The sequence below is a fragment of the Aeromonas sp. QDB34 genome (assembly GCF_027705405.1).
Taxonomy (GTDB): domain Bacteria; phylum Pseudomonadota; class Gammaproteobacteria; order Enterobacterales; family Aeromonadaceae; genus Aeromonas; species Aeromonas hydrophila.
The window spans coordinates 68,463-85,298 of record NZ_JAPDBT010000009.1 but is presented as its reverse complement, the minus strand read 5'-3'; the positions used below and the strand labels follow the sequence as shown (position 1 = coordinate 85,298).

Here is a 16,836-nt window from a genome sequence, read left to right as displayed (position 1 = left end):
CAGACCCTGCATCGTGACCTTGCTGGGGAGCAGGAGACCCGAAGGGAATTATAAGAAGGAAAAAGCGGGGGAAGTGGGGGCTTGGTCACAGAGGGGGCTTCAAATGCCCCCTCTGTTGTCGTTATCAGGCGAAGCATGCCCAGATGGGGGCGTGATCCGAAGGCTTGTCGATGCCGCGCAGCTCGTAGTCGATGCCGGTCTCGGTCACGGTGTCCTTGAGGGCGTCGGAAGCCATGATGAGGTCGATGCGCAGGCCCCGATTCTCGTCAAAGCCCCTGGAGCGGTAGTCAAACCAGGAGAAGCGCTCGCACTCGGTGGGGTTGGCGGCGCGGAAGGTGTCGGTCAGGCCGAACCCTTTCAGGCGCTCCATCCATTCGCGCTCGATGGGCAGGAAGGAGCACTTGCCATCCCGCAGCCAGCGCTTGCGATTGGCCTCGCCGATGCCGATGTCGAGATCGGTGGGGGAGATATTCATATCCCCGATCAGCACCAGCTGATCGCCCGGGGTGTGGTGGGTCTCCAGATAGTGCTGCAGATCCTCGTAGAACTTCTGCTTGGCCGGGAACTTGGTCTCGTGATCCTGGCTTTCACCCTGCGGGAAGTAGCCGTTCATCACCTTGATGAGGGAGCCGTCTTCGCGCTCGAAGGTGGCCATGATCATCCGGCGCTGGGCCTCTTCATCGTCGGTGGGGAAGCCTTTCTCCACCTTGACCGGCTTCTGCTTGCTCATGATGGCCACCCCGTAGTGAGCCTTCTGGCCGTGAAACTCTACGTGATAGCCCATGGCCTCCACGTCGGCCAGCGGGAAGGCCTCGTCGTGTACCTTGATCTCCTGCAGGCCGATCACATCCGGCTGATGCTTGTCGATGATGGCTTGCAGCTGGTGCAGGCGGGCGCGCAGGCCATTGATATTGAAAGAGATGATCTTCATGTCCGGGATGCTCATGTCATTTTTATAAGTGGCTATTGGACTAGGAATCCGCCGTGGATGCAAGTGAAGGCGAGGGGCCACATCCGGGGCGGGCCGCCCGCCGTAGCGGGCTCAGCGGGTCATCTTCTTGACGAACACCACCACAAACAGCGCCAGCGTGAAGCTGCCGGTGAAGGCCTCGAAGGCGGCGAAGAGCCTTGAGAGGCCGATGGGGGTGAAGTCGCCATAACCCAGGGTGGTGAAGGTCACCACGCTGTAGTAGAGGCACTCCAGCAGGAAGATGGCGTTCTGCTCAACAGGGGCGCCGGGCCGGTAGATGAGGTGGTTGCCGTTGAAGCTCAGGCCAAAGAAGAAGTAGAAGATGCTGCAGATGAAGATGAGCAGCAGGGAGAAGAGCACCACCCGCATGGGGGCCTCGCCGTAACCGCAGAACAGATCGACGATCCAGGAGGTGAAGCGCTGGGTCGACCAGAACGGCAGCTGCAGCCGGCGCATGGTCAGCTCCTGTTGGATGTAACGGCCGGACATGGTGAAGATACCTTGCGCTTCCGAGGCCTTGCGCAGATCGCGATAGGTCTCTTCGGCCTCCTTCAGCCAGATGCGGGCCTGCACCGGGTCGCGTTCCTTGCGGCCGCGCCGCTCCTGCATCAGCCGCTTGCCGGTATCCAGGTTGTCGAGGCGGGTGTTGTGCCAGCGAATGCCGAGCAAGTTGACGTCATCAAGGGTGGCGCAGTGCAGGTTGGCTTCGCTGAGATCCGCCTTCATCAGGCTGCCGCCCTTGATGCGAATGCCGTAGAGGTGAGCCCCCTGCAGATTGGCACGGTAGAGGTTGCACTGCTCCAGCAGGAACCCCTGCGGGGCCCCTTTTTTCACCAGGTTGAGGCCCGCCAGATTGGCGCGGGCCAGTTGCAGGCCGTGACACAGCCCGCCCTGCTGGATGTAGTGCTCCAGCTCGCGGGCGGTGTGGGGATCCTGATGATTGGCGTGGGGATCGTGCCAGCGGCACAGATCATGGTCTCCCGCCTCTTCGCTGCAGTGGCGGCCGTCCGCCACCAGATATCGACACATGGCCATCGCCACTCTCCTCCCTTTGCCGAGTCAGTATCAGCATAGGCGAGCGGGCCCTGGTCAGCTGAGCTGGGTAAACTCCTGACGCAGCTTGCGAAAACGATCCTGCTGGGCCGGATTGAGGGGGATGCCGTCCAGCACCTCCAGGGTCTCCTTGCACTCGGCGCCAAACTCCGGGCTCTTGCGGTTTTTCTGCATCAGCTGCAGCAGCACCTGGATCTTGTTGAGGGCGGCGCCGGTATTGGCCGGGGCCCGGCGCAGCGCTTCGCGAAAGTGGCCGAGCGCCTGCTCCAGCTCGCCGCTCTGATAGGCCTTGATGCCCAGCTCGTTGAGCTGCTGGTAGCGTTGGCGACGCTCGAGCACCGTCTTGTCGTCGCGGGTGGCCTGGATGCAGGTGGTGAGCAGCCGATCCTCGTCTTCGGCCAGCAGCGCCTGCAGGCTCTCGGCATATTCGAATTCGCCGAGCTGATAGAGGGCGAGGATGGTCTCGCCCAGCAGGCTGGGGGGCATGGTGGCCGGCTGATCGAGCCAGTTCTGGTTGGCGCGGTAGAGCATCTTCTTGCCCTTGAGCAGCTCGCCGAGGGCGATCTGCACCCGGGCCTGGCAGATCTGCTCGAACACCGGGTAGTTGAACTCCGACATCATCAGCGAATCGCGGATGCGCGACAGGGCCGAGTTGACCTGCTTTTGCAGGTTGGCGATGTGGTAGATGTCGTTGCTGTTGAGGGCGTAGAGGGTCAGCGACTGGATATAGGCCCCCAGGTAATGAGGGGTGCGATGGATGGAGTTGCGCGACAGGTCGATGAGCGACAGCAGCACATCCTTGGCCTGGGCGTAGTCGTGGCGCAGCAGGCACACCTCCGCCAGCCGGCGGGAGAGCTGTACCGACTGGGGCGAGATGTCGACCGCCCGCTTGAGCTCCTGCTGGGCCTGTTCGTCATTGCCGAGCGCGAGCTGGGACTCTGCCAGCCAGAGGTGGGCCTCTACCATCAGCGGGGTGTTCTTGAGGGTGGCCTGCAGGTGGCTCACCGCCTCTTCGTTCAGCCCCAGGGTGTGGCACGCTTTGCCGAGGGTGAGCCGGGCCCAGCTGTTCTCCTGACCGGCCAGCAGCTGGCGCATCAGGCTGCGGGCCTCCTTGGCCTGGCCCAGCTTGAGCTGGGTGTCGGCCTGCAGACAGCGGCAGAAGTTGGCAAAGCGCGGCACCGCGTCGGCCCGCTCGGCGCAGGCGGCGAGCAGGGTGGGCAGATCCTCTTTGGCAAGGGCGCTGAACACGCTCTCCAGCGCCTGACGGCGGGCGAGGGCGCGTTTGAGACGAAACGAAAACTGCTCCTGGGAGAAGGGCTTCATCAGGTATTCGTCGGGTTCGGCCTCCAGCGCACTCAGCACCATGGCGCGGGAGCTGTCGCCGCTCACCATGATCACCACGCTCTGGGGCGGAATGAGCTTCTGATCCCGCAGGCTCTCCAGCAGCTGGCGACCGTTCTCACCGACCCCCAGCTCGTAATCGAGCAGGTAGATGTCAAAGGTCTCTTTCTGGCAGCGCCGTCTCGCCTCTTCGGCCGAGTTGGCATAGGTGATGCGACTGATGCCGATGTTGATCAGCATCGCCTTCATCATCACCTGAAAGGAGCGCTGTTCGTTGACCAGCAGGATGCGCTTCGGTTTGGGTGGGGCTTTTTTCTCTGGCTCGGATTCCGGTGTCTGCATCTGTCTGGTCAGGGCGCTACGGGCGGATAACAGAAGTGTGCCACCAAAGCGCGCAGACAGGCAATTGAACATGGGGCGCTGCCGCGGTTTTTCCGCCAAGCCCCGCCGTTCATGGCTTCTGCCGGACCAAATAGGGGGTGAACTGGGAGAGGGCAGATGGCGAACGCCTGCCTGACCTGAACGATGAAGCCGCCCACCGACCGGTGCTGAGCTCGTCCCTGCGGCGGTTTTTTTCAGGGCGGGGATTGTGCGCTCAGGTGTCTTTTGATACCACTGAATGCTTTCCCCTGCGGATCAGCTGCCATTGCGCGACAAGGAGTTCCCATGCGCCTGCCCCCCTTTCCTCCGCTGGTCTGGATCGTGATCCTGGGCACCTTCATGGTGCGCACCAGTTTCTTCATGGTCTGGCCCTTTCTCTCGATCCTGCTCTATCGGGAGTATGATCTCTCGGCGTCCGGCATCGGGATGCTGCTGGGCGGCGCGGCCGTGCTCTCCTGCCTCATCGGCTTCTACATCGGCTGGCTCTCCGACCGGCTCGGCCGGCGCACCATACTGCTGCTCGGCTGCGCCCTGTCGTGCGGCGCCTACCTGCTGCTCGGGTTCGGCCACTCCCTCTGGCTCATCGCCCTCGGGGTGTTTGGCTCGGGTCTCTCCTACGCCTTCATCGACACGCCGGGCAAGGCGCTGATGGGGGATCTGCTGCCCGAGAAGGCGCAGCGGGAGCTGGCTCAGCACCTGCGCTACTTCCTGCTCAACGTGGGGGCGGGGGTGGGGCCCCTCATCGGCGTCATGGTGGGGCTGGGTGCGCGCCAGGAGACCTTCGTGGTGACGGCCGCCAGCTATGGCCTGCTCGGCATCGCCTTCCTGCTCGGTTTTCGCCGCGAGTGCACGGGTCGGCCGGATGCGGGCCTCACCCTGGGGGCCATGCTCAGGGTGGTGGGGCGGGATCGGGCCTTCATGCTGTTCATCCTCGCCAACCTGCTGATGATGCTGGTCTACGCCCAGGTGGAGTCGCCGCTGATCCAGTACCTGACCCGCGCCGGCGCCCCCGAGGTGGAGACCCTGGTGGCCCTGCTGGTGGCCACCAATGCGCTGACCATCATCACCCTGCAGTTTCCGCTGCTGCACCTGACCCGGCGCTGGCGGGTGAGCTTGCGGCTGCAGTTCTCCATCCTGCTGATGGCGTCCGCCCAGGTGTTGTTCGCCCTGTCGAGCCCGGCCCTGCTGTGGCCCTGGCTGGTGGCGGTGTTCTTGCTGAGCGTGGGGGAGGCGGTGCTGTTCCCGCTCTTCAACGTGCTGATCGACGAGATGGCGCCGGCCCACCTCAAGGGGAGCTACTTCGGGGCCAGCGCCCTGGCCGGGCTTGGCTGGGCGCTCTCGCCCCTGGTGGGGGGCTGGCTGTTGCAGGTGTGGGGCGGCCCGGCCCTGTTCGCCGTGATGACCGCGATTTGCGTGCTGGTGTTTCTCCTCTATGGGGCGGGCAACCGGGTGGCGCGCCCGTCCGCCGACTCGGCCGGCTGCGGGGAGTAGCATGAAAGCAGCCGGTCGGCGGTCACTGGCCTGATGCCAAGCTGCCGGTGGCCCCGGCGCCTCGGTGCATTCCCATCGACTAACACAGACGTGAAGACAAGGAGGCCCCGCAGTGCGGGGCCTCTTTTTTATGGCGGCGGATTTATGGCTGTTTGGCCACCAGGTAGGGGGCGAACTGGGGGGTATGGCTGGCGGCGAAGCCCTGCTCGGTCTTGACGATGAGATAGACCGCGAGACCGTGCGCCTTGGCAAAGGCCATTGCCTGCTCCGGCCCCATCACCATGAGGGCGGTGTCGAGGGCGTCGGCCTCGAGCGCGGTCGGGGTGATGACGCTGGCGGAGACCAGCTTGTGGCTGATGGGCTGGCCGGTGGCGGGGTCGATGATGTGGGAGTAGCGCTTGCCGTCGAGCTCGTAGTAGTTGCGATAGCTGCCGGCGGTGCTGAGGGCCATGCCGTTGGGGATCACCACGTCCGAGAAGGCGCCGGGCTGGTCGGACGGTTCGACGATGGCCACTCGCCAGGGCTTGCCCTTGGCGTTGTTGCCCTTGCTGCGCACGGCGCCGGCCACCTCGATGAGGTAGTTGTGCACTCCCTTTTGCTCCAGCAGGCCGGCAATCTCGTCAGAGGCGGCTCCCTCGCCCAGGGTGGAGAGATCGAGGTAGAGGTCGGGGATGCGCTTGCCGAGCAGGAAGTGCTCACCCTCGGGCACCAACGTCAGCCGGTCGATGCCCACCTTGTGACGGGCGCTGGCGATCTGCTCGGCGCTGGGCCGTTTGACGGGCCGCTTGTCCGGCCCGAATCCCCACAGGTTGACCAGCGGGCCTACGGTGACGTCGAGCTTGCCTGCGGTGAGATGGCCGGCGTCGATGCCCTGCTGCACGATGTTGGCCATGGTGGCGGGAATGGCCATGGGGGGCTGGCCGCTGCCCTGATTGAAGCGGGAGATGAGGGAGTTCGGGTCGTAGGTGGAGATCTCGTGATTCATGCGTACCAGCAGGGCATCGACCTCTTTCTGCAGCGCCGGCTCGCCGCCCGGGAAGGGGTCGCTCAGGGTCACCGCGTAAAAGGTCCCCATGGTCTTGCCCTGAATGCGGGTCTGGGTCGGGGTCGGCTGACAGGCGGTCAGCATCAGCAGCAGGGTCAACAACAGGCCACGGTGGGCCGGGCGAGCAAGAAGCGACATGACGGATCTCTTTGGCTGAAACGGATGGCACTGGAGGCAAGCGTGCCGGGGTCGCCAGCTTAGCCAAGGGGGCGACGGCGGGCGAGTCGCGGCTGGACAAAAGTGCGGGTGATAATTAAACAAAGAGTGGTTAGTGGGTGGCGCGGCCGGTTCGTCCAGACAAAAAATGGGGGCAATCTGGTGACCTGACCCGCAGCTTTGCGCTAAAGACATAGCCGAATGACGACAGTTGAGTAGAATAAGGTCGATTTTGACAGCATGTTTGCCAGCCATGGTGCGAGCCCGCAGGCAATTGTGTTGCCATCTATTGCCAATCAAAGGAGAGGATGATGAAAAAGGCGATTACCCTGCTGTTTCTGAGCACCCTGGCGGCCCCGGCTCTGGCCGATGAGTGCGCGTTGGTCATCGAAGGCAATGATGCCATGCAGTACAACCTCAAGGAGATGAGCGTCCCGGCCACCTGCAAAGAGGTAACCGTGACCCTGAACCATACCGGCAAGATGCCGGTGACCGCCATGGGCCACAACTGGGCGCTGGCCAACACCGCCGACTATCAGGCCGTTGCCACCGCGGGCATGAGCGCCGGTGCCGACAACAACTACCTGCCCAAGGATGACCCGCGCGTGCTGGCCCACACCAAACTGGTGGGCGGTGGCGAGAGCACCAGCGTCACCTTCAAGACCGACGGCCTGGCCGGCAAAGATCTCACCTTCTTCTGCTCCTTCCCCGGCCACTTCGCCATGATGAAGGGCACCTTCAAGGTCGGCTAAACACCGCTTGTCGACCCAGAAGCCGGGTACTGCCCGGCTTTTTTGTGCCCGCTTGCGGCGATTTTGGCGTCAGTTGGATGCCGGTGCGGGCGCTATGGCGCGCCGTTTTATGATCCGGCGCCGGGTGAGCGGGGGAGTGAGCGGGTAAAATAGGCGCCTTTCGGGCCTGTTGGGTCCGCTCAAGAGGAAGCAAGGCCATCATGAAAGCCATGAAATGGGTGATCAGCGGTTGCCTGCTGCTGGTGTGCGCCATCGCGCTGGCAGCAGAGCCGCCGGTCAAGAAGAGCAGAAACGGTATCTGCCATCCCCAGGGCGGCACCTATTACAGCCGCACCAAGCACTACACCCCCTACGACTCCATGCAGGCCTGCCTAGACAGCGGCGGACGGGCGCCCAAACGCTGACCGGTGTCAGGCCTGCTCCTGCCGCCTATTTGGGCTGCAGGGTAAAGAAGGCGATGGCGCTCTTCTTCTGGCAGTCGAAGTGGATGCTCTGCTCGCCGCTGATCAGCAGGGTCTCGTTGACTGCCATGGGGTGGCCTGCCGCCGCGAGCTGGCCGCTCAACAGGTAACAGAGATAGGTCTTGTCCGCTTCCAGGGTGAGGGTGAGCGGGAAGGGCAGGTTGAGCACCCGCACATTGGCGCTGAGGCGGGCCGGATCATAGATGAGCCCCAGATCCGTCACCTCTTTTTTCAGCAGTTCGCAGTGGGTGTCGTCATCCCCGCTGAAGTGGGCCGCCTCGAAGGTGGCGTAGGGGTGGCCGTTGAGCACGAAGCCGGCCCCGCTGATGGGCAGCAGGATGCGCTGATAGCCGGGAAATTTCGAGAAGGGGCCGGCCCCCTTGATGGGCGCCGAGCTCAGCCGGTAGGCAAAATCGAGCTTGTCGAGGCTGGCGCCGGCAGGGGAGATGAGGATCTGGGCTGTGGTGCCCTGCTTGTTCTTCCAGGGCATCTTCAGCTGGTCGGACTCTTTTATCAGGGTGATCAATGGCGCCTCGGCAGGTGGTGAGCGGGGTGAATCGTGAGGCCAGTGATACCACCCCGCCCGCCGCTTCACAAGGTTGCCGCCGTCCACGGTCATCCGCTTGCCCACTATTTCGCCGATGCCATCCGGTTCGCCTCTCCTTGTCCCCTGCAGCGTCGTCATCCCTGTATGAAATACCGCCACAAGGTTGCCGCCGTCCCCGGCCATCCACTTGCCCACTATTTCGCCGGCGCCACCCACTTCACCCCTACTTGTCCCCTGCCGCGTCATCATCCCTGTATGAAATGCCGCCACTTGGGCAAGGCGGGCAAGGGCAAAGCCTCAGGCTGTGATCCCGGCGCTGTTAAAGCGGCGGCGGCTCGCTACACTGGCTGCTCTGTTGCCCAAGGAGGCCCCATGACTCACAAGATCATTCTGGATACCGATCCCGGTATCGATGACGCCATGGCAATTCTGTTTGCCGAAGCCCATCCCGCCATCGAGCTGCTCGCCATCACCACCGTATTTGGCAACGCCACCATCGAGAACGGTACCCGCAACGCCCTCTGGCTCAAGCAGCAATACGGCATGAAGGCGGACGTGGCGCAGGGGGCGGCCGCCCCGCTGCGGCGCGAGCCGGTGGGCCCGACCACCGTGGTGCACGGGCCGAGCGGGTTTGGGGACGTGACGGCGGGGGAAGTGACCCTGGCGCCGGATCCCCGGCCGGCCTGGCAGTATATCGTCGAGGCGGTGAAGGCCGCGCCCGGCGAGATCACCCTGGTCACCATAGGTCCGCTCACCAACCTGGCGCTGGCGCTGCAAGAGGCCCCCGAGATCACCGGCCTGGTGAAGCAGGTGGTGGTGATGGGGGGCGCTTTTGGCGTCAACGGTCATCGCGGCAACGTGACTCCCTATGCCGAGGCCAACATCCACGACGATCCGGATGCTGCCGACCGGGTGTTCACCGCCGACTGGCCGGTGGTGATCATCGGGCTGGACGTGACCCAGCAGAGTTTCTTCAGCAGCGCCTATCTCGACGCGCTGCGCGACGACGCGGGCGAACCGGGGCGCTTCCTGTGGGATGTCAGCCGCTTCTATCTGCGCTTCTATTCGGAGCGGATCGGGCTCGACGGCTGCCACGTGCACGACCCGTCCGCCATCGCCTACGTGATCGATCCGACCCTGTTCACCCTGCGCGAGGGGCCGGTGCGGGTCATCAACGAGGGGCCCGCCATCGGTCACACCCTGCAGAAATTTGACGGCAAGTCCCACCCCCATGACGGCTGGGCCGATTATCCTGCCCAGCAGGTCGGGGTGGCGGTGCGGGATCAGGCGCTGCTGGCGCTCTATCGGGAGACGCTGGTGGCCTGGGGTCGCAGCCGCTAGGGGGCTCGGCGAGCAGGGTGGCTTGCGGCCGGGCTTGAGGCGCGGCTGTGATCCGCGCCAAACAATCGGGGGCCAGTTGCGGCTTATACTGGCAGCAACCGTGTGAAGAAGGAGAAACAGGATGGCCTGGTTGTCGTTGCTGGTGGCGATCGCCCTCATCTGGTGGTTGATGAAGCTGGGGCGTGGCGCCCTGTTCGAGATCCGGCTTGCGCCCGGCAAGGTGCAGGTCAAACGGGGCAAGGTGTCGCCGGCGTTCATCGAGCAGGCCAGGCAGATCCTGCGCCACGAGACGGTGCGTGGGCGCATCCTGGGTCAGCGCGATGGCGATGGGGTCAAGCTGGTCTTCTCCCGCTCCATTCCCGAGCCGGTTGCGCAGCGCTTTCGCAATATCTTCCCCTATGGTGATTACCGGCTGGGGGCGGTGCCGCTCTCCGGCTCCAAACCGCGCAAGGGGTGAGTCGTCACTCACATAGCAAACGGGCCTCCACTGGAGGCCCGTTTCGTTATGGTCGGCGTGACTTATTGGTGCAGGGCGCGCTGGGCCTTGACCGTCTCCGGCTTGATGGCGACCCCTTCATTGCCCCAGGAAGCGCGCAGGGTGTTGACCAGCTCGGCGATCTGCTGATCGTTGAGGGTCCAGCCATAACCCGGCATGTGGTAGCCGATGTTGCCCTGGGTGACCGGGGTCTCGGCGCCGTGCAGCAGCACGTTGAGCAGGCTGCTCGGATCCTCGGCCAGCACGGTCTGGTTGCCCACCAGGGAGGGGATGACGTGGTCATTGCCCTGGCCGTTGACCCCGTGGCAGGTGGAGCAGTACATGGCGTAGTCCGCCTTGCCACCGGCGCTGGCGTAGGCCCGGTTGCCCTTGCTGGCCGCCGCGTCGTCGCCGAGTTCGGTCAGGTAGGTGGCGATGCTGGCCAGATCGGCATCGCTGAAATACTGGCTGCTGTGCGTGATCACTTCCGCCATGGGGCCGCTGACGGCCTGATGCTGGCTGCGGCCGGTTTTCAGCAGATCGATCAGCGCCTGCTTGTCATAGCGGGTGCCGCGAATGTTGGGGGCATACCAGCCATCCAGGGTGGCACCGCTCAGATAGAGTGGATCCGCCTCGGTCAGGGCCTTTTCCTGCATGCCGAGCCCGCGCGGGGTGTGGCAGCTGCCGCAGTGGCCCGCCCCCTGCACCAGATAGGCGCCGCGATTCCACTCCTCGCTCTTGCCGGCCACCGGGGTAAAGCGACTGTCATCGTGATAGACCCAGTTCCAGCCGTTGAGCGGCCAGCGCATGTTGAGCGGCCAGGGGATGTCGCTCTCCTTGTTGGCAACAGCTTGCGGCTGCACATTCTGCATCAGGTAGTGGTAGAGGGCGGTGAGATCCTCGTCGCTCATCTTGGCGTAGGCGGTGTAGGGCATGGCCGGGTAGAGGGGATCGCCGCTGCGGGTGATCCCTTCGCGCATCACCTTGATGAACTCGGGCAGGCTGTAGTTGCCGATGCCGTGGGTCTTGTCGGGGGTGATGTTGGTGGCGTAGACGGTGCCGATGGGGGTGGGGAAGCCCTTGCCGCCCGCCAGCGGCTTGCTTGCCTCGCTGGTGTGGCAGGCGGCGCAGTCCCCCAGCTTGGCCACGTATTCGCCAGCCGACATGGCAGGCGCAGCCTGCAGGGTGAAGGCGGGCAGGGCCAGCAGCACGGCGCTGGCTGTCAGGGTCAGGGAACGGATCATTTGGCACCTCCCTTGTGCATGGCAACCAGCTCGTTGACGGCGCGCCAGGCCTGATCGATGGCTGAGTGGGCGTAGGGGCTCCAGTCCGAGTCGGAGTTGGCGATGGTGATGTTGCCGACCGGCTGGCGGCCCAGCTCGATCCACTTGTCGCACTGCTCCTCGTCATCAAACAGGGTGTTGGTGATGTAGGAGTAGCCGTGGGACCAGCGGTTGACCGTGATGGCGAGGATATCCTGCTCGTGGTTGAAACCGGCGCCGCCCAGCATCCCCTGCAACTGTTCGCGGATCATCTGCTCGTGCTGCTCGAACGGCATGCCGAGGATCATGGCGCGCCCTTTGCGGGACTGCTCGCGGGCCGAGAGGCCGCTGCCCGGCAGGGTCGGTACGTAGACCATGTGCAGGCACATGGGCTGATCCGGGTTCTTGGGATGCTCGTAGCCGCCGAGGTTGACCGGGTAGTCGAGCTTGACCCGGCTGTAGGGGGCGGCCGGGGAGTAGACCTCGTGCACCCCCAGCTTGACGAAGGACTGCCAGTTCTTGATCACCACCTTGGTGTAGACCAGCGGCGCCTTGACGTTCTGGCGCAGCGCCTCCTTCTGGGGCTCCGCCATCTCGGGCACCATGTAGGGGATCATCATGTTGTAGCCGGCCATGATGGACTGCCTGGCCCTCACCCGGTGCAGTTTCCCCTCCTTGATGTAAGTGACATCCACTCCCTGTTTGCCGTCTTTGAGCGGCACGTTTTTGGCCTGCAGCGCCGTGCTGCCAAGGCGCAGCTGCACCTTGTGCTCGGGCAGGTCGAGCTTGCTGTAGTCAAACTTGGCCAGCACCACGTCCTGCATGGTGTGGCCGGGGGCCACCTGCGGGATGAGCTTGCGCACCATCAAGCGGGTCAGGCCGGCGTTGCCGTCCGGGAAGTGGAAGATGTAAGGATCGTCCAGCTCCGCCTGCTCCTCGGCATCGAGGGGGGTCAGGTTCATGCCGCCAAAACCGGGCAGGGCGCACAGGCGTGCATCGGCGCAGGCGGTGGCGTCGATGCCGACCGCCTGGAAGTCGTTGGTGCGTTGCTGGAAGTAGGTGATGGCCCGCTCGCTCAGGCCCACCTTGTCGCGCAGGAAGGTGGTGTAGCTGTTGCGGGTCATCCAGAGGTCTTTTTCCGCCTGAGTCATGCCGCTCAGGTAGTCGGTCTTCTCCTCATGCAGCGCCAGCAGGGCCGCCTTGTCACTCTCATCGAGCGGGAAGTCGCCGATGAACTCTGCCAGCGGCCGGCCGTTCAGGCGATCGCGCGGGATGTCGTCGGCCACGTTGTGGCCCGGGTCGCCGCTCACCACCTTGTTGACGCCAAAGTGCTTCTCGTCGAAGTAGACGCCGCGGCTCAGGCCCAGATCCGGGTAGAAGGTCTGCTGGAAGCCTTTGGCCAGCTCGTCGATGTTGACCTCCAGCGTCTTGAGCAGCCCCAGTGCCACCGGGCTGTAGACGGAGCGCGGTGATTGCAGGGATTCGCTGCCGCCGTAACCCAGCCGCAGGCCGTCGGGAGTGGTGAACTCGTTGCGCTTGGCGTGGCCGCCGAAGTCATCGTGGTTGTCGAGCAGCAGGATCTTTTTGTCCGCGCCGAGCAGTTGCTGATAGAAGCAAGCCGCCGCCAGACCGCTGATGCCGGCGCCGACGATCACCAGATCGTATTCGCCCTCGAGGGGAATGTTGGCGAAGTCATACTGTTTGCCGTCGCGGGCGATGCTGTGGGCCGGTTCGAAGGAGCCCGGGTGGTTGCCGCGCAGCCCGGTGAGGGCGGGCGGGTAGACCAGCGTTTTTTCAGCCAGCGCCGTGCCGCTTTCGGCCGCTTGCAGCAGCTTGATGGGGGCAACTCCGGCCGCAATGGTGATGGCGACGCCGTTGAGAAAGTCTCTGCGTGTGATGCTCATGGCAATCCCTGTGTATGAAGAGTCGAATGGAAAATGGGATAGGGTTGAATTCGTGACTGGCGAGTAACGAAGGGGCGCAACCTACCGCCATATCCGGATGGAGTCCATGGGTTTGATAATAACTTATTAAACAAAATGATGGACCCTGTGATCGACCAGGTCGCATGAGACGTATGTGGTGTGCATGTTTGCGGGTAAAGCCGCACCAACCTCATGGAATTAATTGAAATTTAATTTGATTAATTATGGTTAATTTCGAGTCCCGTTATTGTTCGGCCCTGAGCGGCCAAATGTGCACGGATTTCAGCCCGGAATTTCGCCGGTTAGCCACAAAGGGGTGTCATTTGTCCTTGTTAAGTAAAGGGTTAAATCGCGGAGTGTCTGTTTAATAAACAGATGCAGGGTGAAATGGCACCAGCTGGCGATGAAAGGGGGTCGAGGTGGTTTTGATAATTTTCATGACGTCAAGGCATTAACATGCAACACACAGAAATCGCAATCCACACACAAGTGAAAGATTAATTTTTCATGTTGTTCACATCCCCCCCGGGTGAAATAGAATGCTGCGTTTTTCTTACAACTTTAGCCCTGCGAAGATGAGGACATTGCATGAGACCTTTTGATGTAAAGAGGGGCTTGGGCGCTTTGCTGTTGCTCGCGACTGCCGGTTTGCTGAGCGGCTGCGACATGGCTCTGATGAGCCCCAAGGGACAAGTTGGTCTGGAGCAGAAGTCACTGATACTGACCGCACTCGGCTTGATGCTGATTGTGGTGGTGCCGGTGATTGTGATGGCGGTGGCGTTCGCTTACAAATACCGAGCGTCCAACACCAAGGCCACCTATGCACCGGACTGGGCCCACTCCAACAAGATTGAAGCGGTCGTCTGGACCGTACCCGTCATCATTATCGCCATCCTGGCGGTGATCACCTGGAAAACCTCCCATTCTCTGGATCCCTACAAACCGTTGGAATCCGAGGTGAAACCGATCCAGGTCGATGTCATCTCCCTTGACTGGAAATGGTTGTTTGTCTATCCGGAACTGGGCATCGCCTCGGTCAACGAGCTGGCATTCCCGGTCAACACCCCGGTCAATTTCCGGGTGACGTCTGACACCGTGATGAACTCCTTCTTCATTCCCCAGCTGGGTGGCCAGATCTACGCCATGGCGGGCATGCAGACCAAGCTGCACCTGATCGCCAACGAGGCAGGCCAGTACAAGGGCATCTCGGGTGGCTACAGCGGCGCCGGTTTCTCAGGCATGAAGTTCAACGCCATCGCGACTCAGGATCAAGCCGGTTTCGACGCCTGGGTTGCCAAGGTGAAGGCCTCCTCCAAGGCGCTCAACACCATGGATGAGTTCAATGCCCTGGCCAAGAAGAGCGAAAACCACCCGGTGGAGTATTTCGCCAGCGTCGATCCCAAGCTGTTCGTCAACATCATCAACAAGTTCATGGGTGACATGAAGCACGGCGAGCATGCCGCCATGCAACACGGCGAAAAGCAGGCCGCGATGTCCCATGACGAGTCCATGAGCCACGAGGGGATGGAGCATGATGCCTCCATGAACCACGCAGGCATGGAGCACGGCGACGCCATGCACCATGAGGCCCAGGGCGAGCAGATGGACCACGCCGGCCACATGCCGGCCGACAAGACTGTGAAAGCGGGTACTAACTGATGTTTGGAAAATTAACACTCGACGCTATTCCGTACCATGAACCCATCATCATGGTCACGATAGCCGGTATCATTCTGGGGGGCCTGGCCGTCGCCGGGCTCATCACCTATTTCGGCAAGTGGCAATATCTGTGGAAAGAGTGGCTCACCTCGGTGGACCACAAACGCCTCGGTATCATGTATCTCATCCTCGGCATGGTGATGCTGCTGCGCGGCTTTGCCGATGCGGTGATGATGCGTACCCAGCAGGTCATGGCCTCAGCCGGTGGCGAGGGCATACTGCCACCGCACCACTACGACCAGATCTTCACCGCCCACGGCGTCATCATGATCTTCTTCGTGGCGATGCCGCTGGTGATCGGTCTGATGAACATCGTGGTGCCGCTGCAGATCGGTGCCCGTGACGTCGCCTTCCCCTTCCTGAACAACCTGAGCTTCTGGTTCACCGCCGCTGCCGTGGTGCTGATCAACGTCTCCCTCGGGGTCGGTGAATTCGCCCAGACCGGCTGGCTGGCCTATCCGCCCTTGTCGGGGCTGGAGTTCAGTCCCGGGGTCGGGGTCGATTACTGGATCTGGAGTCTGCAGATCTCGGGTCTGGGAACCCTGCTGACCGGCGTGAACTTCTTCGCCACCATCATCAAGATGCGCGCCCCTGGCATGACCATGATGCGCCTGCCGGTGTTCACCTGGACCGCCCTGTGCGCCAACGTGCTGATCATCGCCTCCTTCCCGATCCTGACCGTCACCATCGCCCTGCTGACCGCAGACCGTTACCTGGGTACCCATTTCTTTACCAATGACATGGGTGGCAACATGATGATGTACATCAACCTGATCTGGGCCTGGGGTCACCCCGAGGTGTACATCCTGGTACTGCCGGTGTTCGGGATCTTCTCCGAAGTGGTGGCCACCTTCTGCAAGAAGAAGCTGTTCGGTTACACCTCGCTGGTGTGGGCGACCATCGCCATTACCGTGCTCTCCTTCATCGTCTGGCTGCACCACTTCTTTACCATGGGGTCGGGCGCCAACGTGAATGCCTTCTTCGGCATCACCACCATGATCATCTCCATCCCGACCGGGGTGAAGATCTTCAACTGGCTGTTCACCATGTACCGCGGTCGCATCGAGTTCACCTCGCCCATGCTGTGGACCGTCGGTTTCATCATCACCTTCACCGTGGGTGGCATGACCGGGGTACTGCTCTCCGTGCCGGCCGCCAACTTCGTGCTGCACAACAGCCTGTTCCTGATCGCCCACTTCCACAACGTCATCATCGGCGGCGTGGTGTTCGGCTGCTTCGCCGGTATCACCTACTGGTTCCCGAAAGCGTTCGGCTTCAAGCTGGATGACGTCTGGGGCAAGCGTGCCTTCTGGTGCTGGATCACCGGCTTCTTCGTTGCCTTCATGCCGCTCTACGTACTGGGCTTCATGGGCATGACCCGTCGCGTCAGCCAGAACATCGATCCCGAGTTCCACGGCTGGCTGGTGGTGGCTGCCTGCGGCGCCGGTCTCATCGCGCTGGGCGTACTGTGCCAGGTGATCCAGATCGTGGTCAGCATCCGCGACCGCGAGAAGAACCGCGACCTGACTGGCGATCCCTGGGGCGGTCGTACCCTGGAGTGGTCCACTTCCTCGCCGCCCCCCTTCTACAACTTCGCCATCGAGCCGAAGATCAAGGGACTGGATGCGTTCTGGGAAGCCAAGCAGGACGGTTCCGCTTATCAGCAGCCCAAGCACTATGACCCGATCCACATGCCGAAAAACTCCGGTGCCGGCGTCATCATCGCCGCCTTCAGTGTGGTGTTCGGCTTTGCCATGATCTGGCACATCTGGTGGATGGCCATCGCCGGCTTCGTCGGCATGATCGCCACCTGGATCATCCACAGCTTCAACGATGACGTGGACTACTACGTGCAGGTTGACGAGATCGAGCGGATCGAGCGTCAGCATTTTGAAAATATCAACAAGGTGGCTTAAT

14 protein-coding genes are annotated in these 16,836 nt (G+C 62.6%); 7 read left to right on the top strand and 7 right to left on the bottom strand.

Annotated elements, in window-relative coordinates:
• Positions 1-124: 124 nt before the first annotated feature.
• The 3 genes from xthA to OKC29_RS13715 form a co-directional block, all read right to left on the bottom strand.
• On the bottom strand, positions 125-931 hold the full coding sequence (gene xthA / locus OKC29_RS13725; RefSeq protein ID WP_017410695.1) for an exodeoxyribonuclease III: 807 nt from the start codon (positions 929-931) through the stop codon (positions 125-127).
• Between the two features lie 111 nt (positions 932-1,042).
• Positions 1,043-2,005: an ion channel gene (locus OKC29_RS13720; RefSeq protein ID WP_039213408.1), complete on the bottom strand. Its 963-nt coding sequence runs from the start codon at positions 2,003-2,005 to the stop codon at positions 1,043-1,045.
• Between the two features lie 54 nt (positions 2,006-2,059).
• Positions 2,060-3,706: a tetratricopeptide repeat-containing response regulator gene (locus tag OKC29_RS13715; protein ID WP_024945060.1), complete on the bottom strand. Its 1,647-nt coding sequence runs from the start codon at positions 3,704-3,706 to the stop codon at positions 2,060-2,062.
• Positions 3,707-4,030: 324 nt separating this feature from the next.
• On the opposite strand from OKC29_RS13715, the gene OKC29_RS13710 reads away from it, so the two are divergent.
• Positions 4,031-5,236 (top strand): MDR family MFS transporter, encoded by a 1,206-nt coding sequence (locus OKC29_RS13710; protein ID WP_073351018.1) that lies wholly within the window; start codon positions 4,031-4,033, stop codon positions 5,234-5,236.
• A 142-nt stretch (positions 5,237-5,378) separates the two neighbouring features.
• Here the strand turns inward: OKC29_RS13710 and OKC29_RS13705 are convergent, their stop codons facing one another.
• Positions 5,379-6,419, bottom strand: a complete 1,041-nt coding sequence (locus tag OKC29_RS13705) for an FAD:protein FMN transferase (protein ID WP_073351016.1) — start codon at positions 6,417-6,419, stop codon at positions 5,379-5,381.
• Between the two features lie 329 nt (positions 6,420-6,748).
• Between OKC29_RS13705 and azu the strand changes: the two genes are divergently transcribed.
• Both azu and OKC29_RS13695 read left to right on the top strand, forming a co-directional pair.
• On the top strand, positions 6,749-7,189 hold the full coding sequence (azu, locus tag OKC29_RS13700; RefSeq protein WP_016351438.1) for an azurin: 441 nt from the start codon (positions 6,749-6,751) through the stop codon (positions 7,187-7,189).
• A gap of 200 nt (positions 7,190-7,389) precedes the next feature.
• Positions 7,390-7,593, top strand: a complete 204-nt coding sequence (locus OKC29_RS13695; RefSeq protein ID WP_011706750.1) for a hypothetical protein — start codon at positions 7,390-7,392, stop codon at positions 7,591-7,593.
• A 25-nt stretch (positions 7,594-7,618) separates the two neighbouring features.
• Here the strand turns inward: OKC29_RS13695 and OKC29_RS13690 are convergent, their stop codons facing one another.
• A complete protein-coding gene (locus OKC29_RS13690; protein WP_073351014.1) occupies positions 7,619-8,176 on the bottom strand; it encodes a HutD family protein in 558 nt (185 codons plus the stop codon).
• Between the two features lie 393 nt (positions 8,177-8,569).
• Between OKC29_RS13690 and OKC29_RS13685 the strand changes: the two genes are divergently transcribed.
• Positions 8,570-9,538: a nucleoside hydrolase gene (locus OKC29_RS13685; RefSeq protein WP_073351012.1), complete on the top strand. Its 969-nt coding sequence runs from the start codon at positions 8,570-8,572 to the stop codon at positions 9,536-9,538.
• A 121-nt stretch (positions 9,539-9,659) separates the two neighbouring features.
• Positions 9,660-9,995: a DUF3634 family protein gene (locus OKC29_RS13680; protein ID WP_017410690.1), complete on the top strand. Its 336-nt coding sequence runs from the start codon at positions 9,660-9,662 to the stop codon at positions 9,993-9,995.
• 62 nt (positions 9,996-10,057) lie between these two features.
• Here OKC29_RS13680 and OKC29_RS13675 read toward each other — a convergent pair whose 3' ends face one another.
• Both OKC29_RS13675 and OKC29_RS13670 read right to left on the bottom strand, forming a co-directional pair.
• Entirely contained in the window at positions 10,058-11,257 is a 1,200-nt protein-coding gene (locus OKC29_RS13675; RefSeq protein ID WP_073351010.1) for a c-type cytochrome, read from the bottom strand.
• The gene (locus tag OKC29_RS13670; protein WP_073351008.1) at positions 11,254-13,179 is read right to left on the bottom strand and encodes an NAD(P)-binding protein; all 1,926 of its coding nucleotides are present in this window, start codon (positions 13,177-13,179) and stop codon (positions 11,254-11,256) included. Before OKC29_RS13670 ends, OKC29_RS13675 begins: the two co-directional genes overlap by 4 nt.
• A gap of 609 nt (positions 13,180-13,788) precedes the next feature.
• Between OKC29_RS13670 and cyoA the strand changes: the two genes are divergently transcribed.
• On the top strand, positions 13,789-14,859 hold the full coding sequence (gene cyoA, locus OKC29_RS13665; protein ID WP_083557462.1) for a cytochrome o ubiquinol oxidase subunit II: 1,071 nt from the start codon (positions 13,789-13,791) through the stop codon (positions 14,857-14,859).
• Positions 14,859-16,835: a cytochrome o ubiquinol oxidase subunit I gene (cyoB, locus tag OKC29_RS13660; protein WP_016351430.1), complete on the top strand. Its 1,977-nt coding sequence runs from the start codon at positions 14,859-14,861 to the stop codon at positions 16,833-16,835. Before cyoA ends, cyoB begins: the two co-directional genes overlap by 1 nt.
• Position 16,836 lies beyond the last annotated feature (1 nt).